Source organism: Micromonospora sp. NPDC049047 (assembly GCF_040649135.1).
Lineage (GTDB): Bacteria > Actinomycetota > Actinomycetes > Mycobacteriales > Micromonosporaceae > Micromonospora.
The window spans coordinates 90,083-107,399 of the sequence record NZ_JBEZEY010000025.1; the positions used below are offsets into that span (position 1 = coordinate 90,083).

At 71.8% G+C, this 17,317-nt stretch carries 16 protein-coding genes; 1 reads left to right on the forward strand and 15 read right to left on the reverse strand.

Features of this window, described 5'->3' with window-relative positions; translation table 11 throughout:
• Positions 1 to 4: 4 nt before the first annotated feature.
• The 9 genes from AB0B86_RS28665 to AB0B86_RS28705 all read right to left on the reverse strand — a co-directional run bounded on the left by AB0B86_RS28665 (position 5) and on the right by AB0B86_RS28705 (position 10,314).
• Positions 5 to 1,390 carry a phosphomannomutase/phosphoglucomutase gene (locus AB0B86_RS28665; protein ID WP_357405264.1) on the reverse strand — a complete coding sequence of 462 codons (1,386 nt, stop codon included), beginning with the start codon at positions 1,388 to 1,390 and terminating at the stop codon, positions 5 to 7.
• Positions 1,391 to 1,459: 69 nt separating this feature from the next.
• The gene (locus tag AB0B86_RS28670) at positions 1,460 to 2,599 is read right to left on the reverse strand and encodes a hypothetical protein (RefSeq protein WP_357420179.1); all 1,140 of its coding nucleotides are present in this window, start codon (positions 2,597 to 2,599) and stop codon (positions 1,460 to 1,462) included.
• 210 nt (positions 2,600 to 2,809) lie between these two features.
• The gene (locus AB0B86_RS28675; RefSeq protein WP_357420186.1) at positions 2,810 to 3,475 is read right to left on the reverse strand and encodes an endonuclease V; all 666 of its coding nucleotides are present in this window, start codon (positions 3,473 to 3,475) and stop codon (positions 2,810 to 2,812) included.
• A 173-nt stretch (positions 3,476 to 3,648) separates the two neighbouring features.
• Positions 3,649 to 3,942, reverse strand: coding sequence for a hypothetical protein (locus AB0B86_RS28680; RefSeq protein ID WP_357420180.1), 294 nt, complete (start codon positions 3,940 to 3,942; stop codon positions 3,649 to 3,651).
• A gap of 184 nt (positions 3,943 to 4,126) precedes the next feature.
• Positions 4,127 to 4,600: a hypothetical protein gene (locus AB0B86_RS28685; RefSeq protein ID WP_357420181.1), complete on the reverse strand. Its 474-nt coding sequence runs from the start codon at positions 4,598 to 4,600 to the stop codon at positions 4,127 to 4,129.
• 50 nt (positions 4,601 to 4,650) lie between these two features.
• The gene (locus AB0B86_RS28690; protein WP_357420182.1) at positions 4,651 to 5,091 is read right to left on the reverse strand and encodes a hypothetical protein; all 441 of its coding nucleotides are present in this window, start codon (positions 5,089 to 5,091) and stop codon (positions 4,651 to 4,653) included.
• Positions 5,091 to 9,551 carry a toxin glutamine deamidase domain-containing protein gene (locus AB0B86_RS28695; RefSeq protein ID WP_357420183.1) on the reverse strand — a complete coding sequence of 1,487 codons (4,461 nt, stop codon included), beginning with the start codon at positions 9,549 to 9,551 and terminating at the stop codon, positions 5,091 to 5,093. The genes AB0B86_RS28690 and AB0B86_RS28695 overlap by 1 nt, the downstream gene beginning before the upstream one ends.
• A gap of 11 nt (positions 9,552 to 9,562) precedes the next feature.
• The gene (locus AB0B86_RS28700; protein WP_357405280.1) at positions 9,563 to 9,895 is read right to left on the reverse strand and encodes a hypothetical protein; all 333 of its coding nucleotides are present in this window, start codon (positions 9,893 to 9,895) and stop codon (positions 9,563 to 9,565) included.
• Positions 9,892 to 10,314 carry a YbaB/EbfC family nucleoid-associated protein gene (locus AB0B86_RS28705; RefSeq protein ID WP_357420184.1) on the reverse strand — a complete coding sequence of 141 codons (423 nt, stop codon included), beginning with the start codon at positions 10,312 to 10,314 and terminating at the stop codon, positions 9,892 to 9,894. Before AB0B86_RS28705 ends, AB0B86_RS28700 begins: the two co-directional genes overlap by 4 nt.
• Positions 10,315 to 10,394: 80 nt before the next feature.
• On the opposite strand from AB0B86_RS28705, the gene AB0B86_RS28710 reads away from it, so the two are divergent.
• Positions 10,395 to 11,636 (forward strand): SUKH-3 domain-containing protein, encoded by a 1,242-nt coding sequence (locus tag AB0B86_RS28710; RefSeq protein ID WP_357420185.1) that lies wholly within the window; start codon positions 10,395 to 10,397, stop codon positions 11,634 to 11,636.
• A 10-nt stretch (positions 11,637 to 11,646) separates the two neighbouring features.
• Here AB0B86_RS28710 and AB0B86_RS28715 read toward each other — a convergent pair whose 3' ends face one another.
• The 6 genes from AB0B86_RS28715 to AB0B86_RS28740 all read right to left on the reverse strand — a co-directional run bounded on the left by AB0B86_RS28715 (position 11,647) and on the right by AB0B86_RS28740 (position 16,978).
• The gene (locus AB0B86_RS28715; protein ID WP_357405286.1) at positions 11,647 to 12,309 is read right to left on the reverse strand and encodes a hypothetical protein; all 663 of its coding nucleotides are present in this window, start codon (positions 12,307 to 12,309) and stop codon (positions 11,647 to 11,649) included.
• Positions 12,310 to 12,365: 56 nt separating this feature from the next.
• Positions 12,366 to 13,043, reverse strand: a complete 678-nt coding sequence (locus tag AB0B86_RS28720; RefSeq protein ID WP_357405288.1) for a M15 family metallopeptidase — start codon at positions 13,041 to 13,043, stop codon at positions 12,366 to 12,368.
• Positions 13,040 to 14,170, reverse strand: a complete 1,131-nt coding sequence (locus tag AB0B86_RS28725; RefSeq protein WP_357405290.1) for a D-alanine--D-alanine ligase family protein — start codon at positions 14,168 to 14,170, stop codon at positions 13,040 to 13,042. The genes AB0B86_RS28720 and AB0B86_RS28725 overlap by 4 nt, the downstream gene beginning before the upstream one ends.
• Positions 14,167 to 15,180: a pyridoxal-phosphate dependent enzyme gene (locus tag AB0B86_RS28730; protein ID WP_357405292.1), complete on the reverse strand. Its 1,014-nt coding sequence runs from the start codon at positions 15,178 to 15,180 to the stop codon at positions 14,167 to 14,169. The genes AB0B86_RS28725 and AB0B86_RS28730 overlap by 4 nt, the downstream gene beginning before the upstream one ends.
• 71 nt (positions 15,181 to 15,251) lie before the next feature.
• Positions 15,252 to 16,316, reverse strand: a complete 1,065-nt coding sequence (locus tag AB0B86_RS28735) for a HAMP domain-containing sensor histidine kinase (RefSeq protein ID WP_357405294.1) — start codon at positions 16,314 to 16,316, stop codon at positions 15,252 to 15,254.
• Complete coding sequence (locus AB0B86_RS28740) at positions 16,313 to 16,978, reverse strand: response regulator transcription factor (protein WP_357405296.1); 666 nt, start codon at positions 16,976 to 16,978, stop codon at positions 16,313 to 16,315. Before AB0B86_RS28740 ends, AB0B86_RS28735 begins: the two co-directional genes overlap by 4 nt.
• Positions 16,979 to 17,317 lie beyond the last annotated feature (339 nt).

A 17,317-nucleotide genomic window follows, 5' to 3' on the forward strand; every position in this document is an offset into this window, starting at 1 on the left:
GATCTTATCGGCGAACGCGGCCGAGCACGTCGTCCCGGAGCGAGACCATCCGCTCGCGGGTAGGCGCCTCGACGTTGAGCCGCAGCAGCGGCTCCGTGTTGGAGGCGCGCAGGTTGAACCAGGCGCCGTCGGGGAACCGCAGGGTGAGCCCGTCCATCTCGTCGGCCACCGCGTCGGGGTACGCGGCCCGCACCTCGGCCACCGCCGCCGCCTGGTCGGTCACCGTCGAGTTGATCTCCCCCGAGGCGATGTAGCGCTCGTACTCGCCGGCCAGCACGGACAGCGGCAGCGACTGCTCGCCCAGCGCGGCCAGGGTGTGCATCGCCGCGAGCATGCCGGTGTCGGCGAACCAGAAGTCGCGGAAGTAGTAGTGCGCTGAGTGCTCGCCGCCGAAGACGGCGTTGGTCCGGGCCATCTCCGCCTTGATGAAGGAGTGCCCGACCCGGGCGACCACCGGCTGCCCACCGTGCTCGCGGATGATCTCCGCGACCGCGCTGGAGGTGATCAGGCCGTGGATCACCGTGGAGCCCGGGTGCTTGGCCAGCTCACGGGCGGCGACGAGAGCGGTGATCGCCGACGGCGAGACCGGCTCGCCGCGTTCGTCCACCACGAAGCACCGGTCGGCGTCGCCGTCGAAGGCCAGCCCGATGTCGGCCCCGTGCTCGACAACCGCACGCTGGAGGTCGACCAGGTTCGCCGGATCGAGCGGGTTGGCCTCGTGGTTGGGGAAGCTGCCGTCCAACTCGAAGTAGAGCGGCACGATCTCCAGCGGCAGCGCCGACAGGGCGGCGTCACCCAGCACGGTCGGGACTGTGTAGCCACCCATCCCGTTGCCCGCATCGACGACGACCTTCAACGGCCGGATGCCCGAGAGGTCGACAAGCTTGCGCAGGTAACCGGCGTAGTCGGGCAGCAGGTCGCGCCGCTCGGCCGGCCGGTTCGGCGCACCGGCCGGGCGGGCTTCGCCCGAGTCGAGCAGCGCCTGGGCCCGCTCCCGGATCTCCGCCAGACCGCTCTCCTGGCCGATCGGGCGAGCGCCGGAACGGCACATCTTGATGCCGTTGTACTGGGCCGGGTTGTGGCTGGCGGTGAACATCGCGCCGGGCAGGTCGAGCGAGCCGGAGGCGAAGTACAGCAGGTCGGTGGAGGCGAGCCCGATCTCGATCACCGAGCGGCCCTCGGCCCGTACGCCGGCGGCGAACGCGGCGGCCAGGCCGGGCGAGGTGGCGCGCATGTCGTACCCGACGACCACCGCGTCGCCCGGCTCCTCGGTGGAGTTGAGCAGCTGGGTAAATGCGGCTCCGAGCGCCTCGGCTACCCGTTCGTCCCACTGGTCCGGCACCGTCCCTCGGACGTCGTACGCCTTCACAATCTGGGACAGATCAGACACGTGTTCCACTCCTTGGCCGCAGGTAGACACCGAGCCTGAGCCTAACGGAGGGTCCGGGTCGCGCCCCGCTCAGCCGGGGAGCCGGGGCATGATCACGGTGCGACCGCCATCGTCGGGGGGCGGATCCCCGGGCAGCTGTCGACCTTCTGGCGCACCCGGCAGCAGCTGCGTCGCCTCCGGCGGCCCACCGGCGGCGGGTCGGGCGCCATAGACGCCACCGGCGGGCGGCCGTGCGGGCGGCACGGCACCCGGACCGGCGGGCGGCACGGCACCCGGACCACCAGCGTGCGGCACGGCACCGGGACCGGCGACCGGGCGCGCTGGCGGCATGACACCCGGACCGGCGGGCGGCTGCTGGCCGTACACCTGGCCGGGGCGACCGGGCGCGGCCGGTGGCCCACCGCCGGCCCGGTAGGTGGTGCCACCGGGGTTGCCCGGCAGTGCGCTTGTCGGCTCGTCGGCCGGCCGGCGGTCCTGGCGCGAACGACGGAACAGCAGCACGATGAGCAGCAACCCGATCGCCACCATGACGACGCCAAAGATCATCACCGGCGACGTGCCGCCGGACGAGGTCGCGGCGACCGCCGAGGTGTCCGGCGCACCTGACGCGTCGCCGAGCGCCGCCGGAGTCACCGCGTCGTCGACGGCCGCGACGTCGGTCGGAGTCGGGGTGGGCGTCGCCTTCTTCGAGGGCGTCGGCGAGGGGGTGACCCGCGCGCCGGTCACCCTCGCCGTGTCGCTGCCCCGGCCGATCTCCAGACCGGCCGCGTTGAAGCCCGCGCCGATCACGACGAGCCGACCACCCGAGACACCCGCACCGAAGGTCACCCGGTACCGCACGGTGATGCCCTTGCCCTTGCACAGGGTCGGCTGCGCCGGCGACGTCTGCACGGTCCCCACGTTGCCGCCACCACCGCTCAGGCCTACCGGGGACCAGTGCCGGCCCGCGTTGACCTCGACCTTCACCTGGTTCGGCTGAAGACCCTCAAGGCTGAGAACCACAGCGGTACGCAGCAGGACGCAGCCGTCGGTGCGCTTGCGCACCGCCACGTTCACCCCCTGCGCGGAACCACCGGCGGCGAAGCTGCTGGCCGCACCCACCCGGACCGAGTCGTCGTCGGCCAGCGCGGGCGAGGCGCCGAGCATCACCAGCCCGCCCACCAGACCGCAGACCGCAGCGAGCCGTGCCGCGCGTCGACGCACCGTCATGATCAACCTGCCGTTCTCCCCGGGTGGGGTCCGCGGCCAGGCTACTACCGCCCCATCCGCCTCGCCGGTCATAGAGCGGTCCGGATGTGTGCCGCGTTACGGTTTACTCGCCGTGATCCACTCGACTTCCTCGCCGTGATCCACTCGACTTCATTGATGTCGGGTCACCCCACGACCTCGGATGCCGCGACATCACCAAACCCAACTCGATCAGCCGGCCTGCTCCGCGCGGGAGAGGGCGTCACGGCAGAGCCGGTCGGCGGTGCGGGTGCTCTCCGGTAGCCGGAACCGCGGGGCCAGCGCCAGCATCTGCGCTGTCGCGTTCTCCAGGCCCATCCGATGCCCGACGCTCACGAAGACCGGCTTCACACCGTCCTGGGTCCGGAGCACCCGACCGACGATGTCACCACCGTCGCGCAGCGGCGACCAGGCACCGCGCTCGGCCGTCGGCGGATCCCACGTCCCGACCAGCGGCGTCTTACCCACCCCGATCGCCGGCAGGCCGGTGACCACCCCGAGGTGGCAGGCCAGCCCGAACCGACGCGGATGCGCCAGCCCATGCCCGTCGCACACAAGCAGATCCGGGACCGTGGCCAGGCCGTCCAACGCGCTGAGCAGCGCGGGCAACTCACGGAAGGCGAACAACCCCGGCACATAGCCAAACGCCGGACGCCCCACACAGACCGCCGAGTCCACCACGACCAACGTTCGGGCATCCAGCACCGTCACGGCCGCCGCCAGCAGGTCACCGCCCTGGGAGTACGCGACGTCCAGGCCGGCCACCGTCGCGGGCGCGCTGGGCCCCGGCCCGACCAGGTCGACAAACGGCCGCAACTCCTCCTGTACGGCCACCGCCTCCGCCACGCTGCCCGGCACCGCCACATCACCCGGTGCCACTCCACTGCCCGGCGCCGAGGCCGCCGCTCGGCCTGACCCCGCCACACCGCCGCCCGGCCCCGAGGCCGCCGCTCGCCATGATCCACTCGACTTCATTGAAGCCGGGCCATCCCACGGCCTCAGATGCCCCGACATCATGAAACCCGAGTCGATCACTCTCGCCGCGAACCTTCGGCGCGAGTCACCGGGGCGTCGTCGGTCGAGGTGCCGCCCTGACCCGCGTCCGTAGCGCTGGCGTCCCGCTCCGGCGCCCCGTCAATCGGGTCGCCGCCGACCCGACTCCTGATCGCGCCGACGGCGAACGCGAACGCGACCCCGAAGGCGATGCCGAAGGCCACCCCACCCTTCGGACCGAACACGGGAATGCCAACAGCTACACCGATCAGGATGCCGACCGGCCACGCCCAGACGTTGGACTTGGTGCTCTTCATACCGGACCTCGCCATCCGTCGATCTTATTCGGCCCGGCCGACTTCCCGTCCGTCCCCTGCCTTCCACGACAGCGGCAACTACGTCCACTCAGCACGGCACAACTGGCTGCGACCAAGCTCGATCGATGGACCGAGCCGGTGGGCGCCACGGCAGGCCCGGCGAGTCCGGCGGCGCCGTTGAGCGGCTGCCCCAGCGCCGTCACTGGTCACCGGCTCCGCCTGCCCCTGTTGGATCACCTGGCAAACCGGCCGCGCCGTTCGCGAGCATCAACTCGAAGGCCGCCTCATCCGGCAGCCCCGGCGATCCCGTCACGATCGGGGCAATCTGCTCGGCTTTCGCCCGGTCGACATTCTCGTAGCGGTCCATGTTGCGATAGTCGCTGAGAAAGCGCAGGACCAGACCCGCATCGACGGCCCATCCACCACGGCGGTGATCCCACAGAATGGCGTTACCCGCTCCGACGTTCATTACGAAGAGTCCGGCTGGGCCGCCCACCCTCTCGTCGTTACGGTAGATAACGTAATATGTCAACAATGTCTTTCTCCAATTGATGGCGCACTCCTGAGTGAAGCCGACGCCTCGACGGCACGGCCACTCACCGCGCAACACCCCGGCAGTCTCCCGATCATCGTCGTCCACGGCCAGGGCCGCCATATCAATGAAAGTGGCCATCCCCTCCTCGGATGAGATCAAGGTCCCGGCAATCGCCGGAGCAGGTCTGGCTACTTCGCCCTGGCTATCTCGGGGTCCGCGCCAGGATCACCGGCCGCCTGGAGCTGCTCCTCGAACATGACGAACGTCCGCCGTCGGATGCCACGAATAATGGCCTGCTCCATTGGCGTCAGGTGACGATTTTCGGCCTTTGCTAAATCCCTGACCGCCTGCACCGTCTCATATAGAGCGAAGATCGGGCCCTCGCCCTCGAGATGGTGAGCCCGGAAGCGCTCTACCTCCTGCACGAATTCCTCAGGCATCCGCCGGAAAACCTCTCCCCCGACATCGAAGACAATCTCACTGAACAGGTCGTTCTTCTCCTGCCATCCGCCAGTGTCGATGGAAACCCGCCACACGCGGGCACCACCATCGGGCGTCTCAACGATCTTCACCGGCGACTGGTAATAGAGGTAATAGGCGGGGAGCGCCAGGCCAGACACCTCTGTCATCAAGCATCTCCCTCATAGGTCGACTGCAATGCCTGCCAGAACAACTGTTGCTCGCGCCGAAGGATCCCCGCTGCGATCGCTCCCTCACGCCTCGTCAAAGCTCGACCTTGGGCACGAGCCAGGGCATCCACATCACGGCGTACCTCATACAGCGCATGCTCCCAGACCGCTATGGCGTCAAGCGCAGCCAGGTGCAGACGGAACTCGGCAAGATGGCCGTTGCGCGTGCGCAGTATGAGTTGCACGTCCCGGTAGCCACTGTCCTGGGGAGACATGAAGCGGTCCTGGAAACTCACGATCGTAACGTCCGGGTGGTCTCGTATCCGCTCGAGCGCGGCGTAGAGGTCGTCGAGGTTGCGGAACTCAACCTTCGCGGCAGCCAGATCGAGCAACCTACACGTTTCGCCCTGGTATTTGTCCACCTTGTCAACGGCTCGAGAACGAAGTTTCGGATGAGTGCGCCAGCCAGGCTCACCGACGAGACGATCATCCACGCGTGCGAGCGATACTGCCAACTGGTTCACCTCCGCCTGCGCAATGGCCGCCGCCGCGTAAAGATTGTCGAGATACTGGCGGCGATAGGACGGGTCAGACTGACGACGCTTGTCAAAACCGGGCTGAACCACCGGTTCATCCGGGATCTGAATTCTCAAACTGGTCTGCCGCTGGGCATCAGTTAGGGGCGTCGGCTGCGGACGGCCCACATCTCTGACGGTCCCGGACTGGGGCCTCGATGCCTCCAGGTGAGCAGCCTCTTGTCGGGCGACGTCGTCGAGGACCTCGGCGAGGACGTCGATGGCCTGCTGATGACCGGCCAGGTGATAGAGCGTCATCGGGCGCGCGGTCAGCGAGTTTGCGAGTTCGGGCGTGGACAAGATCATGTGCGCCAAATCCGGATGTCGCACCAACTGCCGGGTGAGGCGCTCGGCCAGTTCTGGCTCGTCTGCGGGCGGCTCCCGCCCAACGCTGTCGAGCATGTCGCGGACCCGACCGTCGGCGAACAGCCGCACCACATCCCGGGCCGACGCGTCGTCCAACTCCGGTACCAGCCGACAAAGGCTAGGCGGGTCGACTACCGTCGCGAACTCCGCCGGGCTCACTCTGGCCGTGAAGATCTCGTCCAGACTGGCGGCCATCGAGACGATCTGGGCCGGGCTGTCACCCGCCGACGGCCGCCGCGGAACAGCGCCGGAGGAGAGCCCGGCGGGCTCGCCGTCGCCGGCACTCGTCGAGCCCGGACCGTCAAGCAGCAGATACATCCGGTTGATGTACGGGTCGCCGTGGCCGCCGCCGTCGTCCGTCGAGGGGTGGTCCGGCAGGTCGGGCCGCTCGCTGAACCGGCCACGGGGTAGCCCGCCGAGCGGCATCGGCCGGCCGTCCCCGCTCAGTACCAGCGCGTCGATGCCGACCACGTCGGGGTACAGCGGCCGGTCCCGGACCACGCCGTTCTGCGGGTCCACGTAGAGCACGGTGCCGTTCTGGTTGAGCGCCACCCACGCGTGCGAACCGCCGTGCGGCCACTCGGTGACCAGGAACGCGTAGCTGCCGTGACCGCCGAGCAGAAGCTGGTCGTGCAGGTTGCGGTAGCCCCGGTCGGCGGCCTGCCGTGCCTGCCCGGCGTACGGGTGTCGCCCGGACGGCGGGGCGAGGAGCTGCTGGAAGCGCCCGCCGGTCACGTCCTCCACCCGGCCCGGGCCGCCTGCCTCGCCACGAATCGGGCGGCGGATGTCCCCGTCCAGGTAGCCGTCGAAGGTACGCGGAGCCGACACCCGGGGTCGCCCGTGCACCCAGGTCTCGAACATCGACAGGGTGCAGTCCAGGCAGTTGATGCCCCGGGTGGCGTCGGCCCTGGGGCCTCCGTCGTTCAGCAGCCGGAACCAGCCGCCTCGACGGGGATCGGCGGTGCGCGTAACTGTGCCGTCCGGCTCGCGGGGCATCTGCCGTTCGACGTCGACCTGGTGCAGGGCGAGCGGCGGACGCAGTCCTCCCGGCCGCCCGTACGGCCGGGAGTCGTCGATCGGCGGGGGTGTGTCGTCGCCGGTGAGCCGGGACGGACCGGAGGTCTCCACCGCCCCGAGCGCGAGCGCGCCAACGTCCCGGTTCGCCTGCTCGAAGGCGCTGGCCTCGATGTCCACGACCGCCGGCGCCGTGCTGCCAACCAGCACCGCGTCCGCCAGGTCACGCCACTGGGCGTACGCGCGTGCCTCGTCGTTCGCGGCCCGCTGCCAGCCGTCGGCCCACTGCCGGTGACCAGCCTGGTGCAGTTGTCGCGCGTAGGTGGCGTACTCGACGGCCCGGCGATCGTGTTCGGCGGCCCGGCCGCGCAGTCGGGTGGCCTCGGCCTGTCGGCGATTGCGCTCGAACCCGCTCCGCTGTGTTTCGTAGTGGCCCTGGTAGCGCTGCCGCTCGGCGGCTTCCGCCGCGGCGGCCCACTGCGCGGCGTACCAGTCGATGGTCTCGGTGGTGGGCGTCGGCTCGCCGAACGCCACGACGTCGACGGGGACCGGGGCCCTGCCCCGGGCCGGGTGATCCGGCCCGCGCGGCGCCCGCGTCGGGGCGGGTGGTTGCCGCATCAGCGGGGTGGCGACGGTGACCGGCGGTGTCGGGCCGGTGGCTGTCGTCGACGCTGGCGTGCCGGTCGACGGCGACCAGGCGACCGGGCCAGCGGTGGTGGGGTGCGGCGAGGTGCCGGGGTGGCCCGGCGGGACGGCGGTGGCTGGGCCGCTTGTCGACCCGAAGGCCCCGACCACGGGCGCGGCCACTGCCGAGAGCCCCGAAGCCGGCACCGGCGAGGCCCCGGGCGCGGCCACTGCCGAAGGCCCGGAAGCCGGCACCGGCGAGGCCGCGGCCACTGCCGAGAGCCCTGGCGCAACCGTCGGCGGGACCCCGGGCGCGATCCCCGACGGCAGCCCCGGCGCAATTGTCGGCGAGACCCCGGGAGCGGCCCCCGGCGAGACTCCGGGAACCGGCGCCGGCGGCTGCCGTGGATCGGCGGGCGGTGGCGGCAGCGCCGGATCGGCCACGACCGAGGAGGTGACGCCTGCCTCCTTCAGCAGAGGCCCGTCCGCGGATGGGACCGGCTCGGCCGGCTGTGGCGATCGGCCGGCGGTGTCCAGATCGGACAGTGGGCCTACCGACTGTGGCGTCGACAGGTGGGCGTCGGGGGCCGGCGGTGCCGCCGCCTGGGTCGCGCCACCGTTCGACAGCTCGGCGCGCGGCGGCGCCAGGTGGTCCGGTGGTGACATGGCGGCGGCCGGCATCGCCTGCACCGGAACGCCAGGCGCCGAGACGGTGTCACTCGAACCCGCCGGGTGTACGGCCAGTGCTGCCGGATCCGATCCGAGCCGACCCCCTCCCGAAGCCGCGTCGGCCGGGGCGGACAGGTCTCCGGCGACGGGTGCCACTGGTGGAAGGGAAGGACCGGCGAATGACGCCCCGGCGAGGGCGTTGGCCTGCGCGTCGAGCCGGGTGCGCAACGCGTGGTCGGTCTGCCCGGTGGCCGAACCGGTGGCCCCGGACGCGGCGGCGCGGGCCACGTCCTGCATGGAGGTGAGGCCCTGACCGGTGGCCAGGCTGGCGGCGCTCTCGGCGAGCACCTCGCCGGTCATCTCCCGCCCCAGGTGCTCCCCGACTCGCGCCACCCGCCCGGTCGCGTGCCGACCCAGACCGGCCAGCGGTGCCACCGCCCCGCCGGCGAGGCCACCTACCGCCGACGCGCCCAGGTCGGTCAGGTCCAGGCCGTGTGCCCGCCCTGTGGAGTTCTGGTACGCCTGGGTGGCCAGGGTGACCCCGGCCTCCTCGGCGGCTTCCTCAAGCCCTTCCCGGGTGGCCCGCCTGGTGAGACCGCGCACGCCACCCCGGGCAACCTCCTTGGCGGCCCGCTCGCCGGCCTCCTTGAGCCCGTGTTTGAGGGATTTGCTGGCGAGTTGCCCCATCAGCCGCTTGAAGATCTGTTGCACCACCAGCCGGGTGGCGGTGACCGCCGCGCCGGCCGCCGGGCTTGCCGCGCCGGCGGTGAGCACCGCCGCGACCGCCACCGAGAGCAGCTCGACGACCAGGATGCCCAGCTCGATCCAGACCTCCAGCTTGGCGCCCTCGATGTCGCAGCCGCACTCCTCGACAAGCCGGCCCAGGTCGGCGGTGACCGCGAGCAGCACGGGCAGCGGGGCGTCGACACCTTCGGCGATCCCCCGCCAGGCGGCCTCGAACGCCGCGTCGACCGCCCCGACACCGCCGTACCCGTCGTGCACCTCGGCGGCGGCCGCGGCGGCGTCGGCGTACGGGGCGGAGAGGACGCCGGCGACCGCGTACCACTTGTCGGCGACATCCCAGACGGCCCGCTCGTCGCCCTCCGGCCACTGCACACCGACCACCCAGTCGAGGGCCTCGTAGATCCAGCCCGGCACGTCCCAGGGTGCGTAATCAAGTGGGTGGGGAATCGGGCTCGGCAGCACACTCATCGCAGTCGCCGTCAGCGCTGGTCGGTGGCCCGGCCGAACCGGGCGGCGCTGTCCCCGTCGGTCTGCACGCTGGCGTCGACGGCCCGGACCACGTCGCTGCCCAGCTCGGTGAGCCGGTGACCGACGCCCGCCCAGGCCCGCAGCACCGTCTGCTCGAACCCGCGGTAGTTACGCTCGAAGGCGGCGCCGATGTCGTCGCGGCCCCACGGACGGGCGCCGCTGGCAGCCTCGATCGCACCCCCTTCGACCGCTCGACGGGCCGTCACCGCCTCGCCGGCGAGCGCCAGGTCGGCACCGCCGCGGCGGGTCCGCGACGGATCGAGCCAGAGCTGTCCGTCGGTCATGGCTGCCCCGCAGCCCTGCCGAGAACGGCGTCGGCGCGGCCGAGCAGCGCGGCGTAATCCCCGGTGCGCAGGAAGTCCGGCGACCCGGAGCCGGCCGGCACGACCTCGGCGACAAGGTCGCGGGTGGCGTCGGCGGCGGCGGTCGCGGCAGCCCGGATGGTTTCGGTGATCTTCCGGCTGAGCGCCCCGGCGTCCCGCTCGCGGTAGACGGCCGGCGTCAGCTCAACCTCGATCAACTGACCCTGGGCACCAACGGTGGCCGTCACCTGCCCGTCGGTAGAACGCCGGGTCACCCGCAGCTCGGCAAGGCGTGTCTGCAAGCTGTCCAAACTGGACCTGAGCTGCTGGTACTGCCCGTACACGTCGTCAAATCGGGCCCGTAGCTCGCGGTTGGCGTGCCGGTCCACGTGGTCGCTCACCGCTGCCCCCTCCGTCACCGTCGGTAGACCCAGCACCATACCGGCCGCCATCGATCCGCGTAGTCCGGTAGTTTCAATGCGTGATCGACCGTCAACAGGCAGAGCAGCTCGCGGCCACCTGGGCCCGCCGCGACTCGCAACGCCTCGGCCACGAGTGCACCGCGATGGTCGACGAGTTCGACCTCGGCTTCGTCATCACGTCCGTCGTCCCCACCGAGGTGCGCACGGTCCCCGGTGACCTGCCGACGACTGTCATCGACAAGCAGACCGGCAAGGTCACCACCTGGCCGCGGGTGCCGAGCGATGTGGTGGCGGATCTGTACCGCCGCAGCCAGCCGGCCGAGCCGACCGCTCCCCGCACCGTCGACCCGGCGAGTCTGCTGGCCCGGGAGATCCATCGGATCGCCACCCCTAACACCACAGCGCACCTGACCCTCGAAGGCCGGATCTGGACGGCCCAGGGCACCAGGGCGGACGTTCCGCTGCACCACCATCCGCTGGTCCGCAGCTACCTCGACGAGTTGCCTCCGGGCGACCTGGTCCGCGGCGGCGAAGCCCACGCCGAGCTGATCGTGGTCTCCGACGTGTTGCACGAGTACGACCACCGCCGGGCCGCCGAGGGCATCGCGCCGATGGGTCGGGCCGATGCGGCAGCACTGCTTGCGGACGCCCGGTTCGAGATCTTCCGGGTCCGGGAGCCGGGTGACCCGGCTGGCGGCCCCGCCGACCTGCCGTGCGATTCGTGCATCACGTTCCTGGTGCGCGCCAACGTCCTGCCGGAGGCGGCTCGGGCGTACACCGAAACCTGGGTTGCCCCGGCGGAACCCGACCCTGATCCTGGCCGGTTCCCGGCGGAGGTCGCCAACGCGCTGGTCGCGGCGGGTTGGCGACCGCACATCGGGGACCAGATCATGGCTGCCGCCGCCGTGCGGGACGTCACAGCGGTGCGGGGGGCGACCCACCAGCATGCGGTCTTCCCCGCCGCCGTCGAGGCGCTCACCGCGTTTCCCAGCCTTGTCGGTGCCCGACGAGGCCGGGGCGAGCAGGTGTGGATCTCCCGTTTCGACATCCGCCCGCACACCATCGCGCACACCGCCGACACCCTCGCGGACTTCGGGGCGGTGCTCGGCGTACGGCTCTTCCCGATCGGCACCGAACGACAGGACAGCATCCTGGCGGTGGACGAGCGCGGCCGGGTCTTCGCCCTCGATCAGGCTGGCGACTGGTTTCTCGGCGACACCATCGACGCGGCGTTGACCACGCTGCTGCTCGGCCGTGCTCCCGCCCGGGTCCGCGCCGACGGCACCTGGCAGTCCGACTGAGGCGCCGGCCTCAGCGGATCACCTCGACCGTGTTGCGCCGGACCACGTTCTTGCCGGGTTCACGGATCTGGTCCATCGCGGCGGTGTTGAGCAGCACACAACTGCCCGACGGGCCGGTCACCGTCACCGTGGTCGCCCGGTTGTTGTCCAGGTTCGTCACCCGCAACCGGGTGCCCACCGGGAACTGCCCGCTGGTCGCCGCCGGTCCGGCCGCCTCCTCGAAGAAGGTGATCGCTCCCGAGCAGGCCGAACGGGGTGCCGCACCGGGCACGCCCGGCGACGCGGCACCGGGGCGGATCGTCCCGGGCGCGGGCGGCGCCGCAGCGTCCAACCGCTCCACGACGTTGCGGCGGATCACGTTCTTGCCCGGTTCCCGGACCAGTTCCATGGCAGCCGCGTTGAGCAGCACACAACTGCCCGACGGGCCGGTCACCGTCACCGTGGTCGCCCGGTTGTTGTCCAGGTTCGTCACCCGCAACCGGGTGCCCACCGGGAAGCGGTCACTGGTCGCGGCCGGCGCACCGCCCTCCGCCGAGAAGGTGACCGAGCCGGCGCAGGCCGTCGACCGGGCCGGGGCGGTGTCGGCGAAGCCGAAGTTGGTCCCCACCGCCACGCCCGCCGCGGCGAGCACCGCCACTGTCGCCGCCAGCACGTGCCTGCGCTGCACCCTCATCGACGTCACTCCCGTCCTCGGTGGTGTCTTCCCACCCTGGTACGGACGGGAGCGCCCTACCGTTCAGCAGGGACGGGCACCGATCGTGCGGCAGCCAGGTCCACCGGCCCGTACCTGGTCCGCGGCGCCCCGGTGATCAGCGCCCAGTAGCGGTCGCCGTACGACCAGTGCCACCACTCGGTCGGGTAGTTCACCATTCCCGCGCCGCCGAGAGCGTCCACCAGGATCTGCCGGTGCCGTCGGGCCGTGGCGGAGATCGTGGGCGCTGCGGTGAAACAGGCGTCGTCGCTGTCCTCCGGGGTCGCGTCGATGGCCGTGCCGAGGTCGAGCTCCACACCGTCGTCGGTGCACAGCGTCAGGTCCACCGCCCCGCCGGTGGTGTGGGGGGCCACCTCGACCGGCGAGACGAACTTGGTGGTCTCCCGGTGCAGACGCTGCGGGGACCAGTCCGGGTGCCGTCGGCGCAACTCGTCCCGGTAGCCGGTGAAGATGGCCAGCTGCGCCTGGTACGGCCGGTATCCCTCGACCACGAGCAGTCGCATCCCGGCCGGCAGGGCACGCTGCGCGGCGAGCAGGCGGTCCACGACCGCGGCGCGCAGCCGCGCGTACGCCCCGGCGGGGTCGGCCGCGCGGCCGTCGAGCCGCAGTTCCGGCAGCTTCCGCAGGTCCAGCAGGGGATCGCCGTCGTCGGCGCTGGGCACCGCCGCCACCCGGGGATCGGCGAGCAGGATCATCGGATGGTCCCCCCGGTGGTGGCGACCCGTTCCGCATGGCGGGTACGGGCCAACTCGACGAGCCGGTCCACCACCTCCCGGTAGCCGAGGCCGGCCGCCGCCCACACCTTCGGATACATCGAGTGCGCGGTGAATCCGGGCATTGTGTTCAGTTCGTTGACGTACAGCTCGCCGTTGCTCTCGTCGTAGAAGAAGTCGACCCGGGCCAGGCCCCAGCCACCGATCGCGGCGAACGCGCGCAGCGACAGGTCGCGGATCCGCGCTGTCACCTCGTCCGGCAGTACGGCGGGGACGATCATCGGGTCGGCGTCGCCGAAGTACTTCTGCTGGTAGTCGAACCACCCGCCGGCCACCTGCACCTCGCCCACCGCCGACGCCTCGGGGCGCCAGCCGCCGAGCACCGCGCACTCCAACTCCCGGCCGGCCACCCCCTGCTCGACAATGACGAGCTGGTCGTGGCGGAACGCCTCGGTCACGGCGGCGGCCAGGTCGTCGCCCTCCCCGACCCGGGAGATGCCGATCGAGGAACCCATGCTCGCCGGTTTCACGAAGAACGGCCGACGCAGCCCGAGGACCAGCTTCTCCGGGTCGCCGGCCGCCCGGTACGTGTGTGCGTCGAACGCGACGTACGGGGTGACGGGGATGCCCTCGGCGCGCAGCGCCCGCTTCATCGCCACCTTGTTCATACCCACCGCGGAGGCGAGGATGCCGCACCCGACGTACGGCACATTCAGTGACTCCAACAGCCCCTGCACCACACCGTCCTCGCCGAACGGGCCGTGCAGCACCGGGAAGACCACGTCCAGCTCGGCGTGCACCGCGCCGGGGGCGTTACCCGCGGACACCTGCACGACGCCGGGACGCGGACCGGCCCGCAGCTCGACGGCCGGTCCGGTCACCAGCAGCCGGTCGTCGATGGCGCGCTCGCCCGCCGGCCGGTCCCGCAACTCGGCGAGCAGCGCGTCGGGCATCAGCCGGAACCCGCCGCTGCGGGTGACGCCGACGGCGACAGTGCGGTAGCCGCCACCGCCGAGCGCCCGCGCCACCCCGAGCGCGGACGCGCAGGACACCTCGTGCTCCGCCGACGGTCCGCCGAACAGGATTCCGATCCGCGTGGGCGCGCTCATGCCGCCACCGTTTCCAGGCCCGGCAGCTCCGCGGGCGGCGGGACCAGCAGCCTGGCCACCAGCGCCGGCTCCACGTTCCCGCCGGTGAGCACCACCCCGATGGTTCGCCGCCGGCCGGTTTCGGGGGCGAGCCGGAGCGCGCCGGCAAGGCCGGCCGCCCCGGACGGCTCGGCGAGCACCTTCAGCTCCGTCAGGATCAGCCGGAACGCCGCCCCGATCTCGTCGTCGTCGACCCGGACGACTCCGCGCAGCACGTCCCGCACTATCGCGAACGGCAACTCGCCCACGCAGGACGGCCGCAGCCCGTCCGCGATGGTGGGCACCGACACGACCGGGACCCGCTCACCGGCCGCCAGGCTGCGGGCGAGCGAGTCACAGCCGACCGGTTCCACGCCGTACACCTCGATGCCCGTGCCGGCGGCGGCCAGGCAGGCGCCGGCGACCCCGCCACCACCACCCACGGGTACGACGAGCGCGTCCAACGGTGTGCCGGCGCGCTCGGCCTCCTCGATCAGTTCGAGGCTGGCGGTGCCCTGCCCGGCGATGACGTCCGGATGGTCGTACGCGTCGACGACCGGGTGACCGCTCTCGTCGTTGAAGCCGTTGGCCACCGCCACCCGCTCCGCCACGCTGGTGCCGGCGAAGACCACCCGCGCCCCCGCCGCGCGGGCCCGGTCGACCTTCGTCGGTGCCGCGTCGACAGGCAGCACCACCGTCGCCGCGATCCCGTGCTGCCGGGCTGCCAACGCCACCGCCACCGCGTGGTTGCCGGTGCTCTGCGCGATCACCCCGCGGTGGCCGGCGGCGGCGAGCCGACCAACCGCCCGCAGCGCGCCACGCATCTTGTACGAGCCGCCGTCCTGGAGGTTCTCCGCCTTGAGCAGGACGCGCGCCCCGGCCAGTCCGTCGATCACCGGGGACCGCAGCACCGGGGTGCGGACCACCCGGCCGGCGAGCCAGCGGGCGGCCTCCTCCACATCGGCCCGGACCGGGGCAACGGTGCGTGACATCGATTTCTCCTTTCGGGCACACCACGGATCGGATCCGCCGGTACGCGGACCCGGGAAACGGTGGTGCGGCGCTAGGTCACATTGGGTAGTTGGACGTCGACCCGTAGACCGCCGTGCTCGGCGGGCCGGGCCGCGATGATCCCGTCGTGTGCCTGGGTGATCGAGCGGGCGATGGCCAGGCCGAGACCGGCGCCTCCGCCCTGCGAGGTGCGGTCCCGGGCGAGCCGGCGGAACGGCTCGAAGAGACCGGCCACCGCCTCGGCCGGCACGGGCTGACCGGTGTTGACCACGGACAGCGCGGGCACGCCGCTCACCACGACGGTAAGCGAGCCGCCCTGCCGGTTGTACTTGATCCCGTTCTCCACCAGGTTGCTGACCAGGCGCTCCAACAGCACCCGCTCGCCGACGACGACCCGGGGCGTGAGGTGCGTGTCGACGGTTATCGCAGCCTCCCGGGCACGGTCCTGGTACCCGGCGAGCACCGCCTCGACGATCGCGTCGAGCCGCTGCGGTATCCGCGATCGCAGACCCTGGTCACTCTCGCTGAGCGCGAGCAGACCCTCGATCAGTCGTTCGTTGCGTTCGTTCGTCTCAAGCAGTTGGGCGGTCAGCAACTCCAACTGCTCACCGGTGAGCGGCCGAGCCATGCCGACCTCGATGAGTGTCCGCTGCACCGCCAGCGGGGTGCGCAGCTCGTGCGAGGCGTTCGCGGCGAACCGCCGCTGCCCCTCGTATCCGGCGGAGATGCGTTCCATCATCTCGTCGATCGCCCGGGCCAGCCGGGCCAGCTCGTCGCGCCCCCGGGGGCGGATCCGGTGGCCGAGGTTCTGCGGGCCGACGTGTCCGATCGGCCCGGCCAGGTCCCGGACCGGGCTCAGGCACCACGCCGCGCCGAACCAGAGCGCCACCAGGGCCGCCGCGGTCACGAGCAGTACGGCCACCAGGGGCAGCACGAACGCCCCCGGCCGCGCCTCGGCGCAGACCGTGCTGAGGCCGGGCAGGGGCACGTCGCAGAACTGCTGCCCCCAGGCCCAGGTCACCCCGGTCAGCCACTTGCCCATCGTCGGCAGCACCGGCCCGGCCAGCAGTGCCAGCAGGCCCACGAGCAGCACCCGACGGCGGGGCGTCCAGCTCACGCCGTACCGCCGATCCGGTAGCCGACCTTCGGAACGGTGTGGATGATCGTCGGATCACCGAGCTTCTTCCGGAGCGTCATCACGGTGACCCGTACCGCGTTTGTGAACGGGTCGGCGAACTCGTCCCAGGCCTGCTCCAGCAACTCCTCGGCGCTCACCACCTGCCCGTCGGCCCGCAGCAGCACGTGCAGCACCGCGAACTCCTTCGGGCTCAGGGTGAGCGGCCGGCCGTCCCGGGTGGCCACGTGCCGGCCCACGTCCAGGGTCAGGCCGTCCTGGCTGAGCACCGGTGGCAGCGCCGGGGTGGACCGTCGGCCGAGCGCCTGCACCCGGGCCACCAACTCGGCGAAGGCGAACGGCTTGGTCAGGTAGTCGTCCGCACCGAGCCCGAGCCCCTCCACCCGGTCGCGGATGCCGGCCGCCGCGGTGAGCAGCAACACCCGGGTGCCGACCTGGGAGTCGGCGATGCTGCGGCACACCTCGTCGCCGGTGTGCACGGGCATGTCCCGGTCCAGCACCGCGACGTCGTAGCGGTGCACCCCGATCCGCTCCAGCGCGCCACCGCCGTCGTAGCAGACGTCAACGGCCATCGACAGACGGCGCAGCCCTTCGGCCACCGTGTCCGCCAACAACCGCTCGTCGTCCGCCACCAGCACCCGCACGTCGTCTGCTCCCCCGAGTTCCGCTTGCCCGGCATACCGTCGCAGGCCCGGGTTAAGGGTTCTGTAAGCACCCGCAGCAGCCATCCTCCACGCGAGCGTCCGGCGGGCAAACCAGCAAGCACCCCGGACGCCGTCGACTTCGTACCGATCGCCAACCCCCTGCGCCATCCGTCCCAAACCCCCCAACGTGACCTACACCACCCCCGGCCACGCCCCGGCACCCCCGGCCGCGTCCCGCACCCCCAACGGTGTTTCCGGCCTGACCTGCCAGGCGTTGTGCCTGGTGAGGAGGGTGCCGTGATGACCGCGACACTGAACGACCAGACCGGACGTAAGAAG